Origin of the sequence: Pandoraea horticolens, assembly GCF_902459555.1 — a bacterium.
GTDB lineage: Bacteria > Pseudomonadota > Gammaproteobacteria > Burkholderiales > Burkholderiaceae > Pandoraea > Pandoraea horticolens.
In genome coordinates, this window is record NZ_CABPSM010000007.1 from 191,666 (window position 1) to 216,758 (window position 25,093).

Below are 25,093 nucleotides of genomic sequence, written 5' to 3' on the forward strand. Positions count from 1 at the left end.
GTCTAAAGAGGTCCGTCTGGCCGGAATCGGCCCGGAGCTGACGGAAAATCTGTTCACGCGTGCGCACCTCCGTCGATTTGGTTGCCGCCTCCTTATCCATTCCTAATATCCTCGTGCCGAAGCCAAGACTTTCAAAACCTGTCCGCACTAAAGGGCGTTGGATCCAGTAGCGTGCGTTCTCCAGTGATCATTTCCGCGATCAATCGACCGGTGACGGGACCCAGTGTCAAACCGTGGTGCGCATGACCGAACGCAAACCACATGTCTTTGTGCTTTGGGGCGGGCCCAATGACCGGCTTCATATCCGGCGTACACGGACGACATCCCATCCATGGCTCACTCTCGATCGGCTCCCCCATGGGGAGCATACTGCGCGCCATCGGTTCGACGGCGGCAAGCTGAACCGGCGTGTGCCGAGCATCGCGCAGACCGAACTCCACCCCCGTCGTTAGCCGTACACCACGGGTCATAGGTGCGAGGAGAAAGCCGCGCTCCTGATCCAGGACCGGCTGATTCAGTCGTGCACCTTGCTTTAGCGTGTAGTGCCTGTGGTAGCCGCGCTTTACCGCCAGTGGCAATCGATAGCCCAACATATCGGTGATGACGCTCGACCACGGCCCCGCAGCAAGCACGACATGCCGACCTTGAATCGTGCCTTCCCGTGTCTCGACAGACCACCCCGGTGATAGCGTCCTGGCATCGCCGAGGAACACTCTCCCACCGATCGACGAAAAGTAGTCGCAAAATTTTTCGACAAGTGCCCCCGGATCGCTGAGCGATTTTGCAGAGGTATACCGCACGGCGCCGAATAGATCGTGACTCAATGACGGTTCACTGGCTCGAAGTTGCTTCGCATCGAGTAGCTCGAACGGCACGTCAAACTCCTGCCGCCACTTGGTCGCTTCCTGCACTGATGCATTGAACGTCGCAGCCGATCGGAACACCTTCAACCAACCACCATCACGCAACAGCGCCGTCGCTCCGGAAAGATCGACCAGTGAACGATGCTCGTCGACACAATGCTCAATGATCGCACTGTATTGACGCGCGATCTCGGCGTGACGATGAGGCGCAGAGTGATACCAATAGCGAGACAGAAATGGCGCGATACTAGGCAACGCCGAAAAGTGGTAGCGCACGTCAGGGGAACGATTCGCAGCGTACTTCAACATCGCCTTCATGCCGCGAGGAAACGCATAGGGATACACACCTTCTCGCTGAATCAGCCCCGCGTTTCCGAACGACGTTTCACGCCCCGGTTCCCGTTTGTCGACAAGAGCAACACTCACCCCCCGCCGCTGGAGATGTATGGCCGCCGACACACCAACGATCCCACCACCAAGTACTACAGCATCAAATTTCGTCATTTTGTTGTTGTAACGGCAAGCCACGGAGACATTCCGAGAACTCTGCCACTCACGTGAAAACTATGCCGGATCGCTACCGCCTATGCCACAGTGGCTTCGCAGCCCGGCCATCACTCTCACATTGAAAATGGATTCTCAACTCGCGGCCAATAGCGCTTGTTGCGGAACTGATAGGGAATACTCGCGAAGTCCAGCGTGATCGCACCCGGAGCTGACACGTAGATAACCTCATGCGCAATCGGCGCGAAGCCGGCGTGAAAATGCTGGGTCGACTTCACCACAACGATGTTCTTTTTTGCCAGGTCAATGCCAACCCCGGTGAAGGCCGTGGGCGAGAATGTCTGCTCTCGTCGGCTCACCAGCACGATGTCGACATCGTCATCCGTCGACACCCACGCGGCGGCGCCAAAGTCGAATAGTGCGCCGTTCATCGTTTGATGATGATCGTCCTTGAGGGCGCGGACCGTGACTTTGAGGTCGATGGGATCGCCGGAGCTCTTGCCAAGCTTCCCGCCAACACGCAAAGTCAGCCGCGTGCCAACACCAGCCTCTCGGCAAACCTGTACAGCGCCAATGTCGTAAAAACAACCAAGCGCCGCATTCCGAATGCCACGTGAGACGAGACGTTGGAGGATGAAGGTGCTGTCGCAAGGTGCCCCACCTCCGGGGTTGTCGGCTACGTCAGCAAGCACGACCGGCAGCCCGTTGCCAGCTTCGGCCTTATCCAAAGCGCCATCGATGGAGAGCTCGGCAGGCCGCGTGGCTTCACGCATATCCCACAACTCGTGAAATAGCTGCTCCGCTACGCCCCTCGCCCTATCCTCGTCTCCGTTGGCAATCACCCAAACCTTAGCCCCCGAGTCGGGAACGTCGCCCCAAGGGAACCCATGCCCAAACGATACGGACAAGACGCCGTTCTTCCCCTCCAACGCCTGCATTCGTTTGACGAATCCCGCCATGGGCTCTTTCGTCGTATGCCACACGCCAACCATCCGGCAATCGCAAACTGCGGTCACGGGACGTACTTCTCCTTTGGCGACAGACGTTGTCAGCGCGTAGACCTCTCGCAAACGATCGATAACGTCTGTATGCGGATATTCCTTGTAGCAAACAATAATGTCGGCGCTCACGCGCATCTTCTCGGTGAAATGACAATGAAGATCCAATTCCACGCCGATAGGAATTCCTTCACCGACGATGCGCCGAACGTTGGCAATCAAGTCCCCTTCGCAATCATCGCAGTCTTCAGCCACCATCGCGCCATGAAGCACTAGCACCACGGCATCGACGGGCAGTGACGCCCTTAGGTCCTCGAGAATTTCGTCGCGAAAGCGTTCGTAGACCTGCCGCACCGTTCGCCCAGATGGCTGCGCCATGGCGGCGAGACTCTCGACAACCTCGTGGCCGTCGGTGTTGGCCAACGAATGCAATTCACGAAGCGCCGTCCCGAGCATGGTGTCTGGTGCGACGCGACTCGCATTCCCTCGGAAGATTCCGTAAGCGGCAAATCCATCTAACCCCGTGGGGCTCGGAGCAAAGGTGTTGGTCTCGGTCAGAAGCGCAGCTGCAAATATCTTCACGTCCACCTCTCAGAGAGCGCTTGCGCCGCGAGGCACAAGACCAAGCGTCTGCATGACGAATGCGAGCATCTCAGTTTGTTGTGCCAACTCGACCCGCCTTGGCGTTGCCCAACCATGACCGGCATCGCCCCAGACGTGCAAAACGATCGGAGCTTCACCGCCTTGCGCCGCCTGCAGACGCGCAGCGAACTTGCGAGCATGCCATGCAGGACAGCGAGGATCATTTTCCCCGGCGCTCAGGTATGTGGCGGGATATTTCTTCCCGTCGGTTACGGCCTGATACGGGGAGAATGCGGCGACACGTCGAACGACGGAAGCTTCGGTGGGATCGCCAAACTCGAAGTCCCACACCACCTGCCCATAGCGTGTGCGCATCGCGCCTATCAGATCCAGAATGGGAACGCATGGCACTGAGACACGCCAGAGCTCTGGACGCTGAACCACAGCAACGGCCGCCATGAGCCCACCGCTCGATCCGCCCATGACGCCGAGCAAGGCAGGCGTGGACAGTCCGCGTCGAATCACGTCCTCGGCAACAGAAAACAGGTCGTCATAGCTTTGTTGCTTGTTTTCGCGTGCGCCCCCGTGCCACCAATCTCGCCCGAACTCCCCACCGCCGCGAAGATGCGAGTGGACAAGGATTCCACCAGCCTCGACAAACGCGGCCAGCACTCCCGGATACTGCGGTTCGAAGGTGACGCCATATGCACCGTATCCGATGATCAGCGTCGGATGAGGGCGCGTCATATCGACATCCGCACGTCGAACGCAATGGTACGCAACCCGCTCACCGTCGTTTGCGACGGCCCAGTGATCATCAACAACCGCGCCATCCAGGCAAACTACGGGAGCAGCGAGTGTTTCGAAATGATCGGTCCCGGAGCGATATCGGTAGATGCCTCGGGATTCGGTCAATGACGAGAATCCGAAGACATACGCGTCTGTCGGTTGAAAGGAAACTACTCTCATCAATGGGAACGGCGCCTCAAGTATCGCCCCTTTCCACGGCAGCGGAATAGCAACTGGATCTCGGCCGGACATCGGGAAGCGACGCACGCTTGAATACGTATCTACATGTCCTGTGACGTAGAGCTCATTCCCAATGGGAAACACTGAACGAATCGCGACATGGGACTCGCAGATCAACTCATCCCAGGTGCTCGGGTCATTGGCAGTGACCGAATTCAGTGCTATCGCCACCACCCTGCCCAGCGGCGCATTTACATCGGTAACGGCAACGAATTGCTCGCCGACGACGTGGCCCGCCAGCAAGCAGTCAAACTCGTTGACGAATGGCCGCCAGCACGGCTCCTTCGCGTGCAGATCCAACAACGCGACGGGACGAGTGAGGAGCATCCCGAAATTCGCCACAGCCCAGCGACCGCAGCGAGAAATCGTCACCGCACGGTAGTCTCGACTGCCCGTTGGAAAAGGAATGGCCTCGGGGCTTTGCGGCGGCGCTTCTCCAATGCGATGAAGGAACACCTCCTGTGTGAAATCCTCCGCGAGACCCGTAAGCGCCGTATAGAAAAAACCGCTGGAATCCGGCAACCAATGAGCGCCGCCCATCCAGGCGTCCATCAGCACTTGCGATGGCTCGTTTGACAGGCGCTCTCCAGTGTCGACGTCAATCAGACGAACAGTATTGTTCTCGCTCCCGTCGGTGCATGCACCCAACGCAAGCGTCTTCCCGTCCGGCGACGGCGAGAACCAGGAGATGACAGGCGGCGACGTCCCGCTCTCCTGCTTTGGGTCGAACAGCACTCGCGCAGACGGCTCACTCGGTACGCGTACCAAAATGCATCCGGCGCAAGCCCCCTCTGTGGCAAGCTGAAACGATCTATCGCCTGCCTGTCGAGAGGTGCTGGAGACTCTACTAACGTGGAAATGTTCGATACGAGCCTTCAACGCGTCGAGGTGTGGCCAGTGCTTTACCACGTCCGTCGCTAGCTCATTTTGCAGGTATTGCCACTGTTCGACTTCTTCGGTCGAGTCCTCTAGCCAGCGGTACGGATCGGGAAAGCGAAGACCGCCGAGCTCTTCAAACTGATCGCAGGTCCGGCTGACAGGAGGGGAAGAAATGACCATATGTCGTTTGAGATTGGAGAGAAGAATGGAAAGGCATTCGCCTTTCCATTGGGAAGCAACCCGAAGTCGCGTAGCGCATCTTCAGGTGACGTGAGCAGCAATACAGGCCGTGTCCAAGCGGCCCGACATTCCTGTTCCAATCAGAATGGAACATCTACCTGCATACCGAACGTGCGCGGGCGAATCACCGCCACTTGCGCCGGACCACCGTACGGAACCTTCACCGTTTGGACAGACTGGATACCACGCTTATCAAACAGGTTCTGAATGAAGAGGGACACATTGGCCTTACGAAAATCGATGCCAGCCCTCAAATCCGCCTTGAAGTAGCCGGGCATCTTGAAGTCGGGTGCCGCGATACTGCCGGGGAAGCCGGAGTCGCGTGGCCCCACGTACGTTGCCGTGGCACCGACGAAAGCCTTATACGACGCGACGGTGAAGTAGTAGTCAAGGTTGGCCGACGCCGAGAGGGTCGGCGTATTGGGCATACGATCTCCCGATTTCGCCTGAACGCCCGGCACATCCTGAGTCAATCGTGCATCGGTGTACGTCAACGCGGCACTAAGGCGCCACTGCGGCGTAGGTGCAAGCGAACCAAAGAACTCCACCCCCCGGGAACGTGCCTGACCGCCGTTCGAAATCACGCCAACGCTATTGACCACGTCAAAGAGCTGAACGTCCTTCCATTCGATGTTGAAGACAGACACCGATGTCGATGCGCGCTTATCGAAGAAGTCGGCTTTGTAGCCAAGCTCGTAGCTGATCAACGTGTCAGGCTTGAACGTTGACGGAGTCGCTTGCGCGGTGATGGGGTTAAACAGGCTCGGCTGCGGCCCGCCCGGGCGGTAACCACTTGCGATACGACCAAAGACACTGCTGTCGTTCGTCACCAGGTAATTGAGCGCGAAGAGGAAAGTCTTACTCGTATCCGACGACTGGGATGCCAGCGTGCGCGAGCCACCCGCAGCGATGCCGGAAAGCTCCTGAGAAAAGTCTTGCCGATTGTGCGCTACGCGCAGGCCAGCCGTCGCAGACAGGCGACTCGTGAAGCGGTACGTTAGATCCCCGTACGCTGCATATTCCTTGTAGGTCGAGGGCATATCTGCGGAATACCAATTGACCGCTGCGTTCGGCCCCGTCAATGTCGCTCGCTGCGAATTTGAGCTTCGCTCATTGGTATAGAAGAGCCCTGCGACCCACTCAAGGCTACGACTCGAGGGCGACGTCAATCGGAATTCTTGCGTGAACTTCTTTGTGTTTACCAACTGATTGCTGCCACCCCGCGTAAAGAGTGGCGCGCCTGCCATCATGTTGGCCGCAGACGCTAACGCCGAGTCGTCCTGACCGGAGTCGGTACGAATGGTCTGATAGGCGGTCACGGAGTTTAAACGTGCCCACCCAAAGTCATACTCGATGCCGGCAGAGTACACCTGCACCGTCTGGTTGAATGGTTCGTCCACCAGTCGACTTTGCGTTAAATCGCCGTATAGCGGCTGCTTGGTGAGATAGCCATAGTCGACGTATCCCGTGCCATCGCGCTTGACGTACTGCCCTGTCGCGGTGAGTCGCACCGTGAGATCTTTGGTCGGCGTCAAAAGCAGCGACGCACGCCCGCCTTGTTTGCTCGACCCATTAACACCGGACTCTGGACTGCTACCAATGCGATTGATGTACCCGCCATCCTTCTGATTGAATGCACTCACACGCAATGCCGCGACATCCTCTTTGATGGGGACATTGAGCACGGCATTTTCAGTGTGGCTGAGTCCTCCACCACGGTTACCCGACAACCCCAGCCCAACGCGACCGCTGAAGCCACCTTCGGTATCGGGTTCGTTGGTCACGTACTTGAGAAGGCCGCCCATCGCCCCGGCCCCGTATAGCGTCCCCTGCGGCCCACGCAGCAACTCGATGTGGTTTAGGTCGAGCAGCCCCATGTCCAGCGCGAGCGACGCGCCGCTGCCGTAGATGGTGCTCGAGCCGAAAGGAACGTCGTCGATGTACACCCCGATCGTCGGCGACGTATCCGCGCCCATCGTGACACCACGCATACTGACCTGCGCCTTACCCGCACCTTCCGAAGTGAAACTCACGCCGGGCTCCTTCGACAAGTAATCACCCATCGACTTATCACCCTTGCGCTCGAGTTCTTCCGCGCTCAAGGCATTCACCTGCATCGGTACTTCCCGCGCGGGCTCACGGCGTCGGTTTGCCGTGATTTCAACGGTGTTGAGCGTGGCCGTTGCGGCCGACGACGCACCTTTGTCAACCGGCTTGGGTATCGCCACTTCGGCTGCCTGGACATCCACTGCGGGCGCCGCGGTTTGCGCATGTGCGCAAAGCACCGTCAGCCCCAGTGCCGGCCCGGCAAGTAGCACGCCATATCGAGCCACCGGACGTGTGCCGATAGCCGCACATCCGCGCGAACGGAAGTTCAACGCCTTGCTTCTGCGGTTGTGAATCACCGTATAGTCTCCGTACATATGTTCTTGTGATTGCTTAGGAATTGTTTGCGTACGGACCAGTGCCCTTTTCCGTACGCGGTGACGTCGCCGTCCGCCCCCCAGGCAGATAGACGACGACACATGCGATGAGCAACGGCGCCAGCGGCCCCACCAGCCCCGCCAACGCAATGCCTTGCTTCAGCTCCGGGGTCGCTGGCGCGCCGGCGTGATAGCCGATAAGTGATAGGAGCCCCCCCGAAATAACGCCACCGAGAGAAAGGCCCAACTTTTGACCGGAGAGAAACATGCCAAGATGCAGTCCGACGGAAGCGCCTCCGTGCGACGCCTTGGCAGAATCGAGCACCCATGCCATGGCCGACACGACGATGACCCCGTTTGTGATACCGAATAGCGCGCCCCCGATCACCGTGACCGGCGTCCATGCGCAAACGAGCCCTAGCCAATAGGAGGCAAACGTGATGACGGCAACTACCAGGCTGACGCGAAGCGCACCGCGATCCCCTAGACGTCGCATAAGAGGTACGGCAAGTGGCAATCCAAGGACGTTCCCAAGTAGCGTCGGCCCCATGACGATGAGAAGGTCTTCGGCAGGTCGTCCCAGCAAATACTGATTCTCGTAGGCTAGAAGCGCATAGAGGCATCCGCCGGCAGTTCCCACTGCGACGACGGCGATGACCACTGCGACGAATGCCTTGTTACGCAGCATGTCGGCGATGCCTTGGCGCAGCGACATGCCAGATGAGTGACCGGAGTCGGTAGCGGCATGGCGCGTCATGCCTCGTACCGAACTGAAATAAAAGGTGTAGATGACGACCATCACTGCGGCGACCATCAGCGTCATGCTGACGTATCCCCGTTCTCCGCCCCCACCTGCCTTGACCATGACGGGCACACCGATCACTAGTGCAACGCCTGCGATACTCCCGCCAAGTGCCGACATTGTGAGCAACTTGTTCCGTTCCACAGCGTCGGCAGCCAGGTCACCCGCCATTGCCAGATTGGTCACGCCGAAGATGGTGAATGCGATCGCCTGAAGTATCTGGATCACCACATAGAAGGCTGCCAGCAACGCCTTCGAGGACAACGGCGGATGATAGAAGGTAAGCGGCAGAAGAATCGCCAATGCGAGGCCGCTCCAGATCGCGACGCGTAGGCGGCTACCGAGCTTCGCCGCTAGTTGATCGGAATACCGGCCAATCGGCATATCGGCGACCACATCCCAAAGCTTGGGTATCGCCAGAACCACGCCCGCAAGCCACGGATCGAGACGCACATACTCCGTTAGGAAATAGAGCAAGAGCATTGGCGGCAGCATGGTGGCGAGCGCCGCGGCAAAGCTGCCCGCACCAAACCCGCTAAGGCGCATCGGGCCAATGCCTTGATGGGTATTCAACGTGTTTGACATACCAATTTCCTGTTGGGCATTCGATGAAGCGGATAACCCAGCCAACGTCGGCACGAGCTTCCGAAGTGCGGAGAATATGACACATAGAAAATATTTCTCCAAATAGAAAATTTGTTTCTAGGGAAAACGCTCATTACGATGTCTTGTGGACCGGTATCTTCGATTGATGGAGATACGCCAACCAACTAGAAATGCAGAAGATTCTTAACTTCCGCAAGACGGCGGAAACCTGCAGGCTGAGTCATGCCACCAGTTGATCCGTCAGATAGAAATTGAAAATATTTCTCTATTTTGAGAATTTAATTATACTGATCGTCGTTGTGCCAAGGCGGCACAAGGTCCTTTGGAGACAGGAAACAATGGGTTCCACATCGGTCGTAGAACTTGATGAACTCTTTCAGCCGTTCAATCGCAGCGACGCGCCTGGCTTGGTGGTCGGTGTCGCCAAGCACGGCCAAACGATCTATCGCAAGGCTTTCGGTCTGGCTAGTCTCGAGCACGGCGTCGCCAATACACCTGCGACACGCATGAGAATCGGGTCTACTAGCAAGCACTTCACTGCGTTGCTGGCCCTATTGCTTGCCGAAGAGAACCGAATGGATCTGGACGCCCCGATCCGACGCTATCTCCCTGAACTCACAGGCCCCGGCGGAGACCCAACGGTCCGACAGCTTCTTCAACATCGTGGCGGATCTCGTTGCTTCCTCGATATCGGTTTTCTGTCACATGGCATGGCATTGCCGCCTCTAGGCGAGGCCCAGCGCGTTCAAGTGCGGCAAGCTGATCGAAACTTCCCGCCGGGAACGGCCATGATTTACAACAATGGCGGGTACCACCTCGTGTCCATAGCGATTGAACGTGCCGGCGGCGCGCCGTTTGAGAGGCAGCTAAAGGATCGCCTGTTCGATCCGGTGGGCATGCTCGACACCGCGTCGGTTCCATCCGATTTCGAAATCACCCCGCGCATTGCCACACTTCACCTACCAACGGCCGACGGACGTTGGCGCCGTGGGATGTTCCCCAGTGAAGAGGTTCGAGGCGAAGGAGCTATCGTCTCGACTATCGACGACATGCTTACATGGGCCGCACACCTTCGCGATCGGCATCGTTTCGGCTCATCGAGGACTTGGTCGGAACTGACCGCGCTGGAATCCTACGCCGATGGAGACGTTAGTGCATACGCACTCGGACTTGTTACCCAAACCTACCGGGGCGTGCGTGTCGTTCATCATCCTGGGGGCGTCATTGGCGGTTCGAGCCAAATGCTTACCGTCCCAGATCACGAAATCGACATCGTCATTTTTTCCAATGGAGCTCCCGGCTGCGATCCCGCGAAACTCGCACTCAAGGCGCTCGATGCATTGATCGATGACAAACTTGGGCCGAACGCTCCCACCGCTTCCGCAGAAGAATTTCCAGGCTTGCTGGGGGATTGGTGGTCTCCGGAATCCGGCATGGTGTACAGCCTTGTCGAAGAGAACAACGCCCTCAGTCTCACGCTTTGCGGATTCCCCGTCGGCATGCCATTAAGACCCGAACGTGAGAGCACGCTTGTTGCCTCAAGCCTGGGCTTGAGCGACATCACAATCAGCGGGCTCGACAGCGCCTCCGACGATCGGATACTGATCAGCTTTGGCGGACAGTCCATCGCGCATCGAAGGGTTAACACCGACAGCAACGGCGGTGAGTCATTTGCGTCCGCCGTTCTTGGCAGCTATTGGAGCGATGATGCCAACTGCCGCGCACTCATCGAGTTCGAAGGCCCACGCCTTGTGCTCCGTTGCAGCGATGCTTATGGACAAGCCAATAGCGCGTTGACGTTCATTGGTGACGCCGTGGCAATCGCTCGACAAGATCTGACGATGTGGTCGTGCGCGCTCAGCTTTGCCGCAAATGACGAGGGTGAAATCACTGGCTTTCAGATCAACTCCCCTAGAACCCGGCATCTTCGCTTCGTGCGACGAACGTCAAACTAGACACCAGCATTCGCATCAGATCGGTCTCTCCCCGACGCTGGAAAAAACGCCTTTTAGTGAGCCCAAACAATGACGCAGGTAGAAGCTGTCACCGTCCCCGATTCACGCCGCATCGACTTCGTTTCGAAGGTCAACGGAAATCAGTACTCCGTTAGCGTAGCTCTGCCTTGGGTGCCGCCCTCTGAGGCCGGCTACCGGGTTCTGTACGTACTCGATGGCTATGTGTATTTCGCGAGCGCCGCCGACGCCATTCGAGCGACCGGACTCGATGTCGTGGTCGTGGGTATCGGCTATCCGGAAGCGCCCAAGTATGTGAATGGCTTGCTCGAAACCCACGGCCTGTTTCAAGGGGTGACAGGTACAGCCGCGAAGATACATGCGTACATGGTTCAACGCATTTTCGATTTGAGCCTACCGATGAGGCCCGACCAACTCGAAAAATATGCAATTCCTGGCCTGCCGTTGAAGGCGGATCAAATCGGGGGTTTGGACGACTTTCTGGCCATGATCGAATCCGATGTCAAGCCGCGAATCGCTGACATCGCCCCTATCGATCTGAAAAATCAAGCACTGTTCGGACATTCGCTCGGTGGTCTGGCGGCAGTTCACGCATTGTTCACCAACCCGAACGCTTACCGAACATTTATCGCAGCCAGCCCCGCCCTTTGGTGGGGAGACCACGCGGTCATGGTCAATGAGCCCGCATTTTCCGCCGCGGTGAACGCTGGCACCACGTCGCCGAGGGTGCTCATTACGATGGGGGCTGATGAAGATTGCTTGAAAACAATCCCGCCCAGCATCACCTTGACTCGCGAGGAGTTGGAAGCCCGAATCAGAGAAATGCGAATGGTCGAGAACGCACGGGATTTGTGCACGAAGTTGCAGACGTGCCGAGGATCGGGCGCATACGTTGTAGCCGACTACGCCGTCTTCCCCGAACAAGGACACACCATCTCACCGTGGCCGGCGCTTGGTAGAGCGATCGACTTCGCTTTCATGAATTGAGCGCTAGCAATCTGTCCGCTCTGACACATCGCGCTTCAGAGTGGATCGTTCGACATGTCGCCGATTGGCGCAATTGAATCAGATGGAACCTGCGCTGCCCAAGGCCAGCCGACATTGGATTTCGGCTTTGCAGAACCGCACGAAGCTCGCCATTTGCGTGGGATTGCCAGTGAGCTTGCCCTGATCTCCATATAGATACGAGGATAGGGTACGCGCCAACACGCGCCGGTGCTCTACGGGCGACCGGCTCATCGCCCACAGTGCAGCGGCATCTTTAGAGGCAATCGCTCCTGTAGACGCAGTAAACCAAATACGGGCAAGTGCCAGGATGACATTGCGCTCATCCCCTTCCCAATCCGGTCCAATGTTCCAAAGCGCAATAGTGTCGAGAAGTGATCGCTGCAAATCGGCAGACGGCACCGGATCAAAAACATCCACGGCTCGTGGCCCGTACAAGGTTTCACTTTGCTGCCGCACCTTGGTGATCAGTATTGCAAGATCATGATCCACCATCGGTGGTTCGATATACCCCTCTTCGATCGAAGTGCGGAGCCATTCCCCAAACTGCATCTCGCGCATGGCCGGATACTCCCACGGCACGAGCTCACTCAGCGCAACAATCGTAACCTCTAGCGGGCGCAAAAGGCCCGCGCTCCCGGGTGGGGAAGAGTGCGCCAATAGCTCACGCGCGATATGCTCGCGCATAGCACCCGCAATCGGTCTCGAGACAGAGACCATCAGATCCAGATCGCTATTGGGTTTAAGTCCTCCGTCCACAGCCGACCCGAATAGGTGAATGGTTCGCAGGTTCCCGGCGAGAAAACGCTGCAACGCAATACGAACGTTGGAGAGCTGTGAAAGCGTCTCAATGGGCAACGACGTCATGGCTTCCAATCGAACGCGACCGACATAGATTTCATGTGGATCGGCTCGCAGGCAATTGCTGTTTGACGAGTTCGACCCAATAGGCTGCCCCCAAAGAAAGGATGGCGTCGTTGAAATCGTAGTATGGGTTATGCAAATCGGCGTCGCTCTCGCCTTCGCCGGCCCCAATCATGATGTAGGCGCCCGGGCGCTTGCGCAACATGAACGCGAAGTCCTCTGAGCCCATCACAGGCGGAAGCTCAGTATCTACGGCGTCGATGCCGACAAGCGCGGCGGCCGCTGAGATCGCAGCCTCAGTGTTCGCTGGCGTATTGACCACCGCTGGGCACACGGTTCGATAGTCCAATTCGATCTGTGCGCCGCTCATTTCAGCGATTCCCCGGCAAATCTGCCGCATAGCCGCCTCAGTATCGTCCCTGACCTTCCCCTCGAACGTACGCACAGTCCCCCGCAATCGAACGCTTTCCGGGATGACGTTCCAGGTGTGACCGCCCCTGATCTGTGTCACGCTGACGACCGCTGCATCGGTCGCCCGGGTCCGGCGGCTGACAATGGTTTGAAGCGCGGTAACGAGTTGCGCGGCGACAACGATGGGGTCAATACCAGTCTCGGGAAGCGCGCCGTGCGCCCCCTTTCCTACAACGTGAATTTCGAAGTTGTCGAAGTTGGCGGTGAACGTGCCCTGCCGGATCATGAATCGGCCCCGCGGTACCTGTGGATAATTGTGCATACCGTACACCGCTTCGGAAGGAAATCGCTCGAACAAGCCTTCCTCGACCATCACCCTGCCGCCGCCTTCAGATTCCTCGGCCGGCTGAAAGATGAAGTGCACCGTGCCCGAAAACGGTTTATGTCTTGCGAGATGCTCGGCGGCGCCCAGTAGCATTGCCGTATGCCCATCATGCCCACATGCGTGCATTTTCCCCACGCATCGCGAAGCATACGCCGGCTTGCCGAGCTCCTGTATGTGTAGCGCGTCCATATCCGCGCGCAAAGCGATGGTCGGGCCGTGACCGTTGGTCAACGTTCCCACTACCCCCGTGCGAGCGAGCCCGCGATCAACTGCAATGCCCATCAACGTCAGTGCGTTCGCGACGATATTCGCTGTCCGATGCTCTTCGAACGCCGTTTCCGGGTTTTGATGAATCTCATGACGCCACCACTCCATGCGCTGACGTGTCTCTGCTGCGATCTGTGTTTCCGTGTACATGTTCGTTCGTATATGCGTTTGGCGTGCCGTCACGCACCTTGTGCGCGAATCGCCCAAAGCCGTGCGATGTCGGCAGTCCCGTCATTGCCCTTGACCGACTTGAAGGTTTGAATTGCCTTCGCCTTCTGGCCGGTGAGGAAGTAGGCAATTCCCAAGTGCAAACGAGCGTCTTCCCGCCTATTTGAGTTGACTTGCGACAGATTCGTCTCCATCCAGGAAACGCCCTCCGGCTTCCCGTTCAGTACGGCATCGAACGCTTGCTCGAACACGTCCGCTCCCTTGGCATCCTGCGCGCCTCCGTCCTTCCCAGCCTCACTCAGGCGATTTTTGGAAAGCGCAAGCAATCGCTGCTGGCGTGGTGCCTGGTCCCCCGTGCCGAGTGCACCTCGCGCGAAACCCTCATTGATGACACGTACAGCCTCACCGGGATACCCACCAGCCAATGCGAGCTGTGTCATTTGCATATAGTCGTCGGCCGTACCAAAATCTCCCACCTCTCGCCGGAGTCGATACACATCGAGCTCCAGGCGTTCGCGGGCGAAGCCCGACTTCGCCGCGATTCGCGAAAGCAGGGCGGGCCAGTACGCCTTCCCGGGATAATAGGAAACCAATCGTTCCAGAGCGGAAACGTACGATGCGTTGTCGCCCTGCTTCTGATAGCAATTCGCCAACAACTGCAAAGACGCCTCAGGTACACGGCCAGGCTGCACGGCGTTTGCCAGTGCGCGGCAATCCCCGACCAGGTAGGCCGATTGGGCTGCGAGCGTCGTCATTTGTGCGTCGCCGGCGCGTGACTTCAGATAGCGATTCGCCCACTGCAATGCCTGGTCGTAGCGTTGGAGTTGGTACTCGGCTCCGGCCAGCGCGGCGATCGTCTGCAATTGCTGTGCCTCCGGCAGACGACCAGACTCGACCAACCGCGTATAGGCTGTCGCTGCCGCTGCCGTGGCTCCCGCCTGCTGGGCGGCCGCGGCCTGCATCTGGGCAATCATGAAGCCCTCGTACGCGGTTTGTCCCGGCACTGCATCGGCTTCGACGGCCTTTGCCAAAGCTTCGCGGGGCTTGTGCGCTTTGAGCAAGTTCTGCGCAGCCAGAAGCGGCTTGCTGACCTCCGGACGTAGCGCATCCGCGGCGTGCACGAGGGCTGCGGATGCCAGCAGGGCAACTAGCACGCCCTTCACCAGTTCAGTGTTGAGTGACATCTCTGTTTTCCTGTTTCGCTCGATGCATCTCGTACTCACATGAATCGCTCGTTCCCCACGAGACCGATTTTTTCGACACCCAGACGCTGCGCCGAAGCCATCACCTCTGCGACCGCCTTGTAGGGAACCAGCCGGTTCGGGCGCAGGTGCACTTCCGGCTGCTCCTGCAGGACGGCAAGCGCTGAGAGCTTGGATTCCAGCGCAGACCTGTCGGGGATTACCGTTCCGTTCCAACTGATCGTGCCGTCGAAGTCGACATCGATTTGCACCACTTCCGGTGTCTTGAGCTGCGCGGGAGGTGTGCCAATCGGCATGTTCATCTTGACGGCGTCTGTCTGAATCGGAATCGTCAGGATTAACATGATCAGCAGCACGAGCATCACGTCGATCAACGGCGTGGTGTTGATCTCGGTCATCACCTCTGGTTCGCTGCTACCACCGCCAGGCACTGTCATTGCCATGTTGTTCTCCTTCCTTAGCCCCGAGCCGGAGGCTGCGTGATAAACGACACCTTTGCGATGCCGGCTCTCTGCACCGCCACAATCACCTGACCCACAGCCTCGTAGCGCACGCCCAGATCCCCTCGAACATTGACTTGAGGTTGTGGATTCTTGACCGACACTTCCTTGAGGCGAGCGACCAGCGTCTCCCGATCGGGAACGCGATGCTCGCCCCAGTACACATCGCCATCTCGAGTGACAGAAAGGATCACGTTCTGCGGCGTGGTCTGCAACGCCTCAACCCTTTCCTTCGGCAGGTCAACCGGTACGGTGTGTGACACCACCGGAATCGTGATCAGAAAGATGATCAACAACACGAGCATCACATCTACCAGCGGTGTCGTGTTGATGGAAGACATGACCTCTGAATGGTCGTCGTCGCCGCCTTGCCCTACACTCATCGCCATGGTCGGTCACCCCATACGAGCAACAGAAACCGCAGGCTTGCTGGCCACGGTGCCGACGCGCTTTCCGCTCAGAATCACCGTGTGAAGCTCTTCGCTGAAGCCTCGCACCTGTTCCATAACAGACTTGTTTCTACGGACCAGCACGTTGTAGCCGAGCACTGCGGGCACGGCTACACCGAGGCCAATCGCGGTCATGATCAGTGCTTCGCCCACAGGGCCGGCGACCTTGTCGATGGATGCCTGTCCCGCGACTCCGATCGCCGTGAGTGCGTGATAGATGCCCCACACGGTGCCGAACAATCCGACGAACGGTGCTGTGGAGCCTACGGTACCGAGAAACGCCATGCCGTCCTGTAAGCGGTTGGATACTGCCGTCACCGCACGGTCGATAGCAACGGCCACCCACGAGTTCAAATCTACATCCTCCAGCGACGTGCCTTCGTGATGATCCTTGGCGTTCAACCCTGTCTCCGCAATGAAACGGAACGGGCTTCCACTATCGAGCTGAGCTGCGCCGGCACGAAGATTGGTTGCGCTCCAGAATTGCGCTTCCGCTTTTTTCGCGCGGCGCTGCAAGCGCGACTGCTCGAGGGTCTTCGCGACCATGATGTACCAGCTCACCATAGACATGACCACGAGAATGAGCAGCGTGCCACGCGAAACGAAGTCGCCTTCGCGCCAGAGTGCGTCCAGCCCGTAGGGGTTTGCGATTTTCTCTTGTCCGTCAATGGCCGGCAGGGCTGCCGGTGGCGCGACCTCGGCCTTCGCCGCAGGTGCGATCGCTGCATTTGGCTCCGCCTGCGGTGCAGCCACCGAGGCGGCTTGCGCGTGGGCAAGTTGCGGCAAGAGTGCGGGCGTTACCGACGCGGTGAAAAAGATGAGGCTTGCCGACATGGCCGCCATACGGGATTGCTTCAACATGCTTGTCTCCTGAGTTCTACAACGTCTATTGCGCTGGATTGCTAGGCTCCCCGATCCGTGTCAAAGATGGTGTGGAGCCAGTTTTTATTTCAGTCGAGCTTGAATGAGAACGGCACCTGGACGCGCATTTCACGCCCCTGAGCAACGCAATTGAATTGCTTGACTGCGTTCTCCGCGGCCCGCTCTAGGGAAGGAGCCGCCGATTTCGTGACTTGCAAGTCCTTCACCGCGCCATCCACGTCCACGGTAAAAGTCACGACAACCTCTCCCGTTACGTTGTTGCGCAGCGCCTCGCGCGGATACTTGATCGATGCCCGCACCTGAGTCGAATTCGGACATACGACGCCAACGTTGGCCGACTGTGGTGCCGCGGATGCCGGTGCTACGGGCGCCGAAGGTGCTGCGCGTGTAGACGGCTCTGCGGTCGCCGACTGCGCCGTGATGGTGTTCTGCACCACCGGTGGCGTTTGTACCGAAACCTCCGGTGGCGGAATAAATGGGGGCGGCGGAGCGGCCAGCTTTGGGGGAGGCGGTAGCGGGATCGCCGGCGGCGGCGGTGGGGGCGGCTGCACTTCCTCGATGACCCGGGTCTCGATCGGCTGCCGAATAACGTCGACCACCTTGGACGCGAGTCCATTGAGCAGCATGTAAACAACGGCGGCGTGCAGTAGGGCCACAAATCCAATGCCAACGTACCGGCTCGCGGAACGCTGCTGCCTGACTACGTATTTCATTTATGTCTCCTGCAAGCGATCGCGTGCCAACGCGACAACTTGCTCTTTTAGGTTTGCTTTTTCGCACGTCCGTTACCTCGCTACGAACAAAGGCCTCGCCAACCGAAACACTCTGTTCGCGAATCCATCGAGCGCGAGCAAAGTGGTACCGATGCAATACGGAGGTGCATTTTTTCAACACTACACCACAATCTCTCAATTTGGAAATATTTTCAAAATAGAGAATTAAATGAAAATTATGTGTACAATCCGTTCTGTCGGTGGGAGGACTGGGGCATACTACGGTCCATGAAAATTGACCTCCCATCAGCCATGCAAACAGCCCCCGACAACAATCCGGGCAATGCCCTCAGGGCCTTGCGTAAGAAACTTAAGCTGACACTTCAGGATGCGAGCGAGAGGACCGGCCTGCCCATTTCGACCTTTTCGAAGCTGGAAATGGGAAAAATGTCGTTGTCGTTCGAGCGGCTGTCCGCGATCAGTACCGGATTGGGTATCGACTTTTCAGAACTCGTGAGCATGCTCGCCGACGGCAGCCAGGCGAAGGCCAAACCCGCAGGATTAGGGCGGCGCGTTATTCAACGCCTGGGGGATGGGCTACCGATAAACAGCAGTAGCTATGGCTACGTGTACTTGGCGGTCGAATTGCTACAAAAGAAGCTCGTTCCAATGGTCGGTGAAATTTATGCGACCACGATGGATGAATTTCTCTCCGAGTTCGGCGACTTGCAGCGGCACCCCGGCGAGGAGTTCATGTACGTCCTTGAGGGGGAAATGGAGCTTCACACAGACTTGTACACGCCGGCCAGGCTAAAAGCAGGCGACTCCGTCTACTTGGATAGCATGATGGGACACGCCTACCTCAAGGCATCGGAGGGGCCCTGCAAGGTGCTCTGCGTTTGCACCAACGAGCACACAGGGGGCGGCCTGGGTCTTCCGGCAATTCCGTAGCATGAGACGAAACCGATATCAGGTTATCAGCAGCACGCAGTCCTTCCTGCTTCGCGGTGTCCTCGGTAACACGCCAGCGTTTCAACATCGGGAATCGCCAAAACCCCGGTGGATTTGCCCTTCCCAGTGAAGGGCATTTTTTTCAATCGGTATCGTTGACGCTCGATGCTGCAAGTACGATTCTTCAAGCCAATGTGCAGATCGGACTCAGTCAGAGGCTCCGTTTGCAAAAGGGTCATTGAACGCGTTGTCGTTCCAAAGATACTCAGTCTCGCGGGCGATAGTCTCGGTCAATTCACGGTTGTAGATCTTTTCCACCAGCGCAAGCGCCATATCGATGCCGGCAGAAACACCCGAGGATGTAACGTATTTCCCATCTATGACCCATCGCGCACTTCGCTGCCAAAGCACACCTTCGTCCTGGCGCTTCGCGAACTCGTAGGCCAGCTTGTTCGAGGTAGCGCGGCGTCCTGAGAGAATTCCCGCTTTCGCAAGAAGGGCCGATCCCGTGCAGACGGAAGTCGTCCACTCCGTTCTTTCATCCTGCTCGCGTAGAAACGCCAGTAAGACAGAATTGGAGACTTCTCGACGCGCCCCCATGCCACCGGGCACCAAAAGAATGTCGAACTGCGGGGCGTTGTCGAACGAATACGATGCACATGTCGTGACGCCTTGCGTCGACTTCACTGGACCACCATGCTGGGACACCATTGTGATCTCGTAGTCAGGCAGGTCACCCCACATCTCTACTGGACCGAAAACATCGAGCGTTTCGAAGTCCTCGAACAACACGATTCCGATTTTCTTCTTCATAGCCGCCCCCTAGGTCTGTGAATGATCGTTGGAATGATAGGCGGATTTGGCTGCATCGCGAGGAAAGATGGTGACATCCACTGGCTTTTGAGACGCGACAATCTGTCCGACGTACATGGATATGCGGATTTCATCGTAGGGCGTGGCATCTGCACATCGCCGTGAAGGGACGCCAAAACTACCGCGTGCTACGCGCGATCTGGATTTCAATCGCTGGGGAGGACAACGGCTATGTCCGAGTTTCCAACCCGTTCCGTCAAAAAGGCTTGCGCCACAAACTGGCCGCCTATCTGAGCAAGTACATCACGAAAGACTTTGCCGAACACACGATGAACGAAAAGCGCTATTGGACCAGCAAGGGTATCGCGGTTCCTGAGCGGCAACCTATCGCCCACATCCTTAACGACGAACCCGAAAAGGCCATCGTGCTCGCGTTCGAGACGGCGGAGGCGTGGGGGGGCGAACTTGGATGACTGTCAGGTGTTCTGGGATGACTGGCAGGGGTGTTTATGGCTGGCAACAAGGGAGACGTGATGCAAGCGCCAAACCAAACGCAGAAAGAATCAGTGCGCATGATTTCGGCGCCGGCCGTGGCACGAATGTTGAGCATGTCGGTTCACGCCATCTATGCCCTCGCCGCGCCGGCCGGCCCGCTCTCGTGCTTTCGCATTGGTCGTCGAGTACTTTTCTCTGAACGTGATGTAATGGAGTTTCTTAACGAATGTCGGTGTACAAAGATCGAAAAAAAGGTCGTTTCGTGTTTGAGTTCGACCGTCGTATATCCGGCCATCGAATCCGCGCTAGAAAGGTCCTTCCGCAAGCTTGGAGTCGAACCCAAGCTGAAAAATTCGACAAGCAAGAATGCGCCCGGCTCTACGCGACGGTCGTAGGTGTCGATAAGCCACCGGCCACAATTGACCAAGCGGTGGCGATCTATATCGAAGAGCGCGTCCCTCAGCTTAAGCATGGAAAGGGTGCGGCTCAAGAACTTGCTCTTCTGCTCGAGTATTACAACGGCAAACCGATCGATACCCTCGCAGACGTTTGCCGTCAATACACGCAGGATGAAAGAGAACGCTTGGCCCCGGCGACCATTCGCAACCGCCTTCGATATTTGACGAGTGCATGTCGCTACGCTTGGCGTCATCATGACTTGGGAGATGAAGACCCGGCGGCACGTGTGGTGATGCCAAGCGTAAGGAACGAGCGGCAGCACTACGTCACGCGCGAGCAAATGCTCAGGCTCGCGAAGGTCTGCTCTCACTTGGAGGCGCGCAAGGCGATACGCATCGCATTTTATTCAGGAATGCGGCTTGGCGAAATTCTTCGGTACGAGATCCGAGAAGAGGCATTCTGGCTCGCGGACACAAAAAACGGGTTACCCCGTCTTGTGCCGATACACTCACGTATTGCAGCTTGTGCGCGGAGTCTGAAGCAAGCCACGCCAAAGATCACGATTCAACGGGCGTTCGAGCGAGCACGACGAGATGTAGAAATGCCGCATTTGCACTTCCATGACCCTCGGCACAGTGCGGCCAGTGCGTTGGTCAATGCGGGAGTCGATCTATTCACGGTGGGACGTATCCTCGGGCATCGGGATACACGGAGCACGCAACGGTATGCGCACCTAGCCGTCGACTCACTGGCAAGCGCGGTGAACAAGATAGGACAAAAAAATCCCCACCGCAAAAACAAAAATGCCCGCTAAGTTAGCGGGCACTTCTTTGCAAAGCAAGGTGCTTGGCGGAGAGGGTGGGATTCGAACCCACGGTACGGTATAACCGTACACCGGATTTCGAGTCCGGCGCATTCGACCACTCTGCCACCTCTCCAAGCGTTCTTTCTGCTTTGGTTCGCTGCCTGAGTGGCCTCAAGCAGCGAGAAAGAGATTATAGCCGAATTTCTTCCGCTGCCAACCTTTTTTCCAGATTTTTTACGCAGCGGGCTTGAGGCACTCGATGCCGCCCATATACGGACGCAGCACGTCAGGGATCGTCACCGAACCATCGGCGTTCTGATAGTTTTCCAACACAGCCACGAGCGTGCGCCCCACGGCCAGTCCCGAACCGTTGAGCGTGTGCACCAGCTCCGGCTTCCCCTGCGCATTACGGAAACGCGCCTGCATCCGGTGCGCCTGGAAGTTCTCCATGTTCGAACACGACGAAATCTCACGATACGTGTTCTGCGCCGGAATCCACACCTCCATGTCATACGTCTTCGCACTGCCGAAGCCCATGTCCCCCGTGCACAACACAATCGTCCGGTACGGCAGATTCAGCTTCTGCAGAATCGCCTCCGCGTGACCCACCAACATCTCCAGCGTGGCGTACGACTCCTCCGGACGCACCACATGCACCAACTCAACCTTGTCGAACTGATGCTGACGAATCATGCCGCGCGTGTCCTTGCCATAGCTGCCCGCCTCCGAACGGAAGCACGGCGTATGCGCCACCATGTGCATCGGCACCGCGTCAGCCGCCAGCAACTCGTCACGCACGATGTTCGTGAGCGACACCTCAGCCGTCGGGATCAGATAGAAGTTCTCGATGCGCTCGCCCTCTTCACCGCCCACCTTGCGCGGCACCTTGAACAAATCGTCCTCGAACTTCGGAAGCTGGCCCGTACCTCGCATCGACGCCGCATTCACGATGTACGGCACGTACATTTCCGTATAGCCATGCTCCGACGTGTGCGTGTCGATCATGAACTGCGCCAACGCACGATGCAGTCGTGCAATACCCCCCTTCATCACCGAGAAACGTGCCCCCGCGAGCTTCGCGGCTGCATCGAAGTCCAACCCCAACGCCGCACCAAGATCAACGTGGTCACGTACCTCGAAGTCGAATTTACGCGGCGTGCCCCAACGGCGCACTTCCACGTTCTGCGTTTCGTCCGAACCGACCGGCACACTCTCATGCGGCAAATTCGGCACACCCAGCAACAGATCCGACAGACGTGCCTGCACCTCCTCCAGTCGCACCTCCGACGCCTTGAGCGAATCAGCAATGCCGCCAACCTCGGCGATCTCGGCAGAGGCGTCCTCCCCCTTGCCCTTCTTCATGCCGACCTGCTTCGAGAGCGCATTGCGGCGTGCTTGCAACTCCTCGGTCTGCGTCTGGATCTGCTTGCGCTCCGCCTCGAGTGCGGCAAACGTCGCTACATCCAGCGTGTAGCCGCGCGCCTTGAGTCGCGCCGCAACGCCATCGAGATCCTTGCGAAGAAGTTGAATGTCGAGCATGGTGGGATGTCTGTCGTTAGTGGCCCATTGTCATGGACCATGGAATTCGTTCTGGCCGCCCCGCGCCCTCATGGCGCCGGATACAGCATCAAACCGTGGATTTTACCAAACGCGCACCGCGATTTCGCCATTTGACGCGTTTGTGATGTCGGCAACGTCCGCGCTCAGGCAGTCTCGCCGTCGGAAGGCTCTGCCGTCGGATTCTCGCCGGAGGACGTCGCGCCGCCCCCGGACGGCTTCGCCGGTGCATCGGACTTACGCCCCTTCGCATTCGCGCGCCGCCACTCGGCATCGAGCGACTTCAGCCAGTTCAGCTTTTCCCCAATCTTGCCTTCCAGGCCGCGCGGCACCGGACGGTACCAGCTCTGAGCCCGCATATCGTCAGGGAAATACGTCTCGCCCGCCGCGTAAGCATCGGGCTCGTCGTGCGCATAGCGATACGCGTGGCCGTAGCCGAGTTCCTTCATCAGCTTGGTCGGCGCATTGCGCAGATGAATCGGCACCGCCCGAGACTTGTCCTTGCCGACAAACGCGCGCGCCTCGTTGTAAGCGTTGTAACCCGCGTTCGACTTGGGCGCCGCCGCGAGATACAGAATGGCCTGCGCCAGTGCCAGCTCGCCTTCCGGTGTGCCCAGCCGCTCGTACGTCTCCGCTGCATCAAGAGCAATGCGCGCCGCACGCGGGTCAGCCAGGCCGATATCCTCCCACGCCATCCGGACAATCCGGCGCGCGAGATATCGCGGATCAGCACCGCCGTCGAGCATGCGACAGAACCAATAAAGCGCGCCGTCCGGCGAACTGCCGCGTACCGACTTGTGAAGCGCACTGATCTGATCGTAGAACGCGTCGCCCCCCTTGTCGAAACGACGCAGGTTCTCGGCAAGCACACTGGCAAGCAACGCGTCGTCAATCGTGTCGAGATTTTGCGACATCGCCGCCTGCGCGACGATCTCCACGTTGTTGAGCAACTTACGGCCGTCGCCATCGGCCGAGTCGATGAGACCCTGTCGCGCCTCGTCGGTGAATGCAAGATCGCCCAACTCGCGCGACGCCCGCGTGATCATCTCGCCGAGTTCTTCGTCGTTCAAGCTCTTGAGCACGTAGACAGCCGCGCGCGAAAGCAATGCGCCGTTCACCTCGAACGACGGATTTTCCGTCGTCGCACCCACGAAAATGAAAAGCCCCGACTCGACGTGCGGCAGAAATGCATCCTGCTGCGCCTTGTTGAAACGATGCACCTCGTCGACGAACACCAGTGTCTGCTTGCCCTGCGCTCGCTGAATCTGCGCAGCCTCGACGGCATCGCGAATGTCCTTCACGCCCGAGAGCACGGCCGACAGGGAGATGAAGTACGCTTTGAACGCATCCGCCATCAGGCGCGCCAGCGTCGTCTTGCCCACCCCCGGCGGCCCCCACAGGATCATCGAGTGTGGACGTCCCGCCTCAAACGCCACGCGCAAAGGTTTCCCCTTGCCCAGCAAGTGGCGCTGGCCAATCACGTCATCAATGGTATGGGGGCGCAGGCGCTCGGCCAAAGGCACCGAAGCCGACAGAGGGGCGTCGTCTGGCATGTTCTCAAGCAGCGCGGCCGGGGAATCCCCGGCCACATTCGGATAATCAGATGCCCCCATTATGCCAGCCCGACGGCCGGCTCGTCCGCAACGCACATGCGCAGCAACGGGGACGAGTCGCGCTCACCCCTTGATCAGGTCTGCTCCCTTGGGCATCGTGAACTTGAAGTTGTCCGCCGGCATGGGCGGATTCTTCTGGATCTTGTCAAACGTCAGCAATGTGACATTGCCGAACGCGTCGTACAGCTCCATCGCCGCCAGATTGCCGTCGCGAAAGCCGATGCCCACGCGTTGGAACTGCGTGTCCTGCGACTTCGGCTTCAACTCCACCCAGTCGATACCGTTCTTCACCCCGGCATCCTTGAGCGTGAAATTCTTCTCGATGTCGTTGCTGCCGAACAGGATCGCCGCCGGACTCGCGCCCAGCGAGGTACCCAGCTTGCGCTCGGTCACCTGATTCAGGTCCTTGTCGTAGATATACAGCGTCTCGCCATCCGCCTGCAGCAACTGGTCGTAAGGCTTGACGTAGCGCCAGATGAAGCGGCCCGGACGTGAAAACTCGAACATGCCCGATGCCGAGTTCGTCACCTTCATCCCGCCGTCCTGCTGCCCCTTGACCTGCTTTTGCTCAAACTCGCCGCGCGCCGATTTCACCTGCGCCGCGAAAGCCTTAAGCTGCGCCGTGCCACTTGCGTAAGCAGGTGCGACCAGCGCCGCCAGCGTCACGCCGACGGCACCCGCGATAAGCGGCAAGCCGCGCTTGAATCCCCGCATG

At 58.4% G+C, this 25,093-nt stretch carries 22 protein-coding genes and 1 tRNA gene; 6 read left to right on the forward strand and 17 right to left on the reverse strand.

Going from position 1 to position 25,093, the window contains the following annotated elements; all coding sequences use genetic code 11:
• Positions 1 to 131 precede the first annotated feature (131 nt).
• The 5 genes from PHO31112_RS13765 to PHO31112_RS13785 form a co-directional block, all read right to left on the reverse strand.
• Positions 132 to 1,367, reverse strand: a complete 1,236-nt coding sequence (locus PHO31112_RS13765; protein WP_150621015.1) for an NAD(P)/FAD-dependent oxidoreductase — start codon at positions 1,365 to 1,367, stop codon at positions 132 to 134.
• A gap of 116 nt (positions 1,368 to 1,483) precedes the next feature.
• Positions 1,484 to 2,947, reverse strand: a complete 1,464-nt coding sequence (locus tag PHO31112_RS13770; protein WP_150621016.1) for a M81 family metallopeptidase — start codon at positions 2,945 to 2,947, stop codon at positions 1,484 to 1,486.
• 9 nt (positions 2,948 to 2,956) lie between these two features.
• Positions 2,957 to 5,035, reverse strand: a complete 2,079-nt coding sequence (locus PHO31112_RS13775; RefSeq protein WP_150621017.1) for a prolyl oligopeptidase family serine peptidase — start codon at positions 5,033 to 5,035, stop codon at positions 2,957 to 2,959.
• Positions 5,036 to 5,175: 140 nt separating this feature from the next.
• The gene (locus tag PHO31112_RS13780) at positions 5,176 to 7,500 is read right to left on the reverse strand and encodes a TonB-dependent receptor (protein WP_425495195.1); all 2,325 of its coding nucleotides are present in this window, start codon (positions 7,498 to 7,500) and stop codon (positions 5,176 to 5,178) included.
• Between the two features lie 34 nt (positions 7,501 to 7,534).
• On the reverse strand, positions 7,535 to 8,905 hold the full coding sequence (locus tag PHO31112_RS13785; RefSeq protein ID WP_150621019.1) for an MFS transporter: 1,371 nt from the start codon (positions 8,903 to 8,905) through the stop codon (positions 7,535 to 7,537).
• 359 nt (positions 8,906 to 9,264) lie between these two features.
• Between PHO31112_RS13785 and PHO31112_RS13790 the strand changes: the two genes are divergently transcribed.
• Entirely contained in the window at positions 9,265 to 10,881 is a 1,617-nt protein-coding gene (locus PHO31112_RS13790; protein WP_150621020.1) for a serine hydrolase domain-containing protein, read from the forward strand.
• A gap of 69 nt (positions 10,882 to 10,950) precedes the next feature.
• Positions 10,951 to 11,886, forward strand: coding sequence for an alpha/beta hydrolase (locus tag PHO31112_RS13795; RefSeq protein ID WP_150621021.1), 936 nt, complete (start codon positions 10,951 to 10,953; stop codon positions 11,884 to 11,886).
• A gap of 78 nt (positions 11,887 to 11,964) precedes the next feature.
• On the opposite strand, the gene PHO31112_RS13800 is transcribed toward PHO31112_RS13795, so the two are convergent.
• The 7 genes from PHO31112_RS13800 to PHO31112_RS13830 form a co-directional block, all read right to left on the reverse strand.
• Positions 11,965 to 12,771: an aminoglycoside adenylyltransferase family protein gene (locus PHO31112_RS13800; RefSeq protein WP_150621022.1), complete on the reverse strand. Its 807-nt coding sequence runs from the start codon at positions 12,769 to 12,771 to the stop codon at positions 11,965 to 11,967.
• A 31-nt stretch (positions 12,772 to 12,802) separates the two neighbouring features.
• A complete protein-coding gene (locus PHO31112_RS13805; protein ID WP_150621023.1) occupies positions 12,803 to 13,981 on the reverse strand; it encodes a M20 aminoacylase family protein in 1,179 nt (392 codons plus the stop codon).
• Positions 13,982 to 14,010: 29 nt separating this feature from the next.
• Complete coding sequence (locus PHO31112_RS13810; protein WP_150621024.1) at positions 14,011 to 15,183, reverse strand: tetratricopeptide repeat protein; 1,173 nt, start codon at positions 15,181 to 15,183, stop codon at positions 14,011 to 14,013.
• A gap of 35 nt (positions 15,184 to 15,218) precedes the next feature.
• Positions 15,219 to 15,644: an ExbD/TolR family protein gene (locus tag PHO31112_RS13815; RefSeq protein ID WP_150621025.1), complete on the reverse strand. Its 426-nt coding sequence runs from the start codon at positions 15,642 to 15,644 to the stop codon at positions 15,219 to 15,221.
• 14 nt (positions 15,645 to 15,658) lie between these two features.
• Entirely contained in the window at positions 15,659 to 16,090 is a 432-nt protein-coding gene (locus PHO31112_RS13820) for an ExbD/TolR family protein (protein WP_150621026.1), read from the reverse strand.
• A gap of 6 nt (positions 16,091 to 16,096) precedes the next feature.
• Positions 16,097 to 17,011, reverse strand: coding sequence for a MotA/TolQ/ExbB proton channel family protein (locus PHO31112_RS13825; RefSeq protein ID WP_150621027.1), 915 nt, complete (start codon positions 17,009 to 17,011; stop codon positions 16,097 to 16,099).
• 89 nt (positions 17,012 to 17,100) lie between these two features.
• Positions 17,101 to 17,745: a TonB family protein gene (locus PHO31112_RS13830; protein ID WP_150621028.1), complete on the reverse strand. Its 645-nt coding sequence runs from the start codon at positions 17,743 to 17,745 to the stop codon at positions 17,101 to 17,103.
• Positions 17,746 to 18,033: 288 nt separating this feature from the next.
• On the opposite strand from PHO31112_RS13830, the gene PHO31112_RS13835 reads away from it, so the two are divergent.
• Positions 18,034 to 18,696: a helix-turn-helix domain-containing protein gene (locus PHO31112_RS13835; RefSeq protein WP_217427029.1), complete on the forward strand. Its 663-nt coding sequence runs from the start codon at positions 18,034 to 18,036 to the stop codon at positions 18,694 to 18,696.
• 207 nt (positions 18,697 to 18,903) lie between these two features.
• Here PHO31112_RS13835 and PHO31112_RS13840 read toward each other — a convergent pair whose 3' ends face one another.
• Positions 18,904 to 19,509 (reverse strand): DJ-1/PfpI family protein, encoded by a 606-nt coding sequence (locus PHO31112_RS13840; protein ID WP_150621029.1) that lies wholly within the window; start codon positions 19,507 to 19,509, stop codon positions 18,904 to 18,906.
• 161 nt (positions 19,510 to 19,670) lie between these two features.
• On the opposite strand from PHO31112_RS13840, the gene PHO31112_RS13845 reads away from it, so the two are divergent.
• The 3 genes from PHO31112_RS13845 (at position 19,671) to PHO31112_RS13855 (ending at position 21,217) form a co-directional block, all read left to right on the forward strand.
• Positions 19,671 to 19,982: a hypothetical protein gene (locus PHO31112_RS13845; RefSeq protein ID WP_150621030.1), complete on the forward strand. Its 312-nt coding sequence runs from the start codon at positions 19,671 to 19,673 to the stop codon at positions 19,980 to 19,982.
• A gap of 135 nt (positions 19,983 to 20,117) precedes the next feature.
• Positions 20,118 to 20,399, forward strand: a complete 282-nt coding sequence (locus PHO31112_RS28185) for a hypothetical protein (RefSeq protein ID WP_425495196.1) — start codon at positions 20,118 to 20,120, stop codon at positions 20,397 to 20,399.
• A complete protein-coding gene (locus tag PHO31112_RS13855) occupies positions 20,288 to 21,217 on the forward strand; it encodes a tyrosine-type recombinase/integrase (protein ID WP_425495197.1) in 930 nt (309 codons plus the stop codon). Before PHO31112_RS28185 ends, PHO31112_RS13855 begins: the two co-directional genes overlap by 112 nt.
• Positions 21,218 to 21,250: 33 nt before the next feature.
• Here the strand turns inward: PHO31112_RS13855 and PHO31112_RS13860 are convergent.
• The 4 genes from PHO31112_RS13860 to lolA form a co-directional block, all read right to left on the reverse strand.
• A tRNA-Ser gene (locus PHO31112_RS13860) sits at positions 21,251 to 21,341 on the reverse strand.
• A gap of 101 nt (positions 21,342 to 21,442) precedes the next feature.
• Positions 21,443 to 22,747: a serine--tRNA ligase gene (gene serS, locus PHO31112_RS13865; protein WP_150621033.1), complete on the reverse strand. Its 1,305-nt coding sequence runs from the start codon at positions 22,745 to 22,747 to the stop codon at positions 21,443 to 21,445.
• A gap of 164 nt (positions 22,748 to 22,911) precedes the next feature.
• Positions 22,912 to 24,318, reverse strand: coding sequence for a replication-associated recombination protein A (locus tag PHO31112_RS13870; RefSeq protein ID WP_150621101.1), 1,407 nt, complete (start codon positions 24,316 to 24,318; stop codon positions 22,912 to 22,914).
• A 123-nt stretch (positions 24,319 to 24,441) separates the two neighbouring features.
• Entirely contained in the window at positions 24,442 to 25,092 is a 651-nt protein-coding gene (lolA, locus tag PHO31112_RS13875; protein ID WP_150621034.1) for an outer membrane lipoprotein chaperone LolA, read from the reverse strand.
• Position 25,093 lies beyond the last annotated feature (1 nt).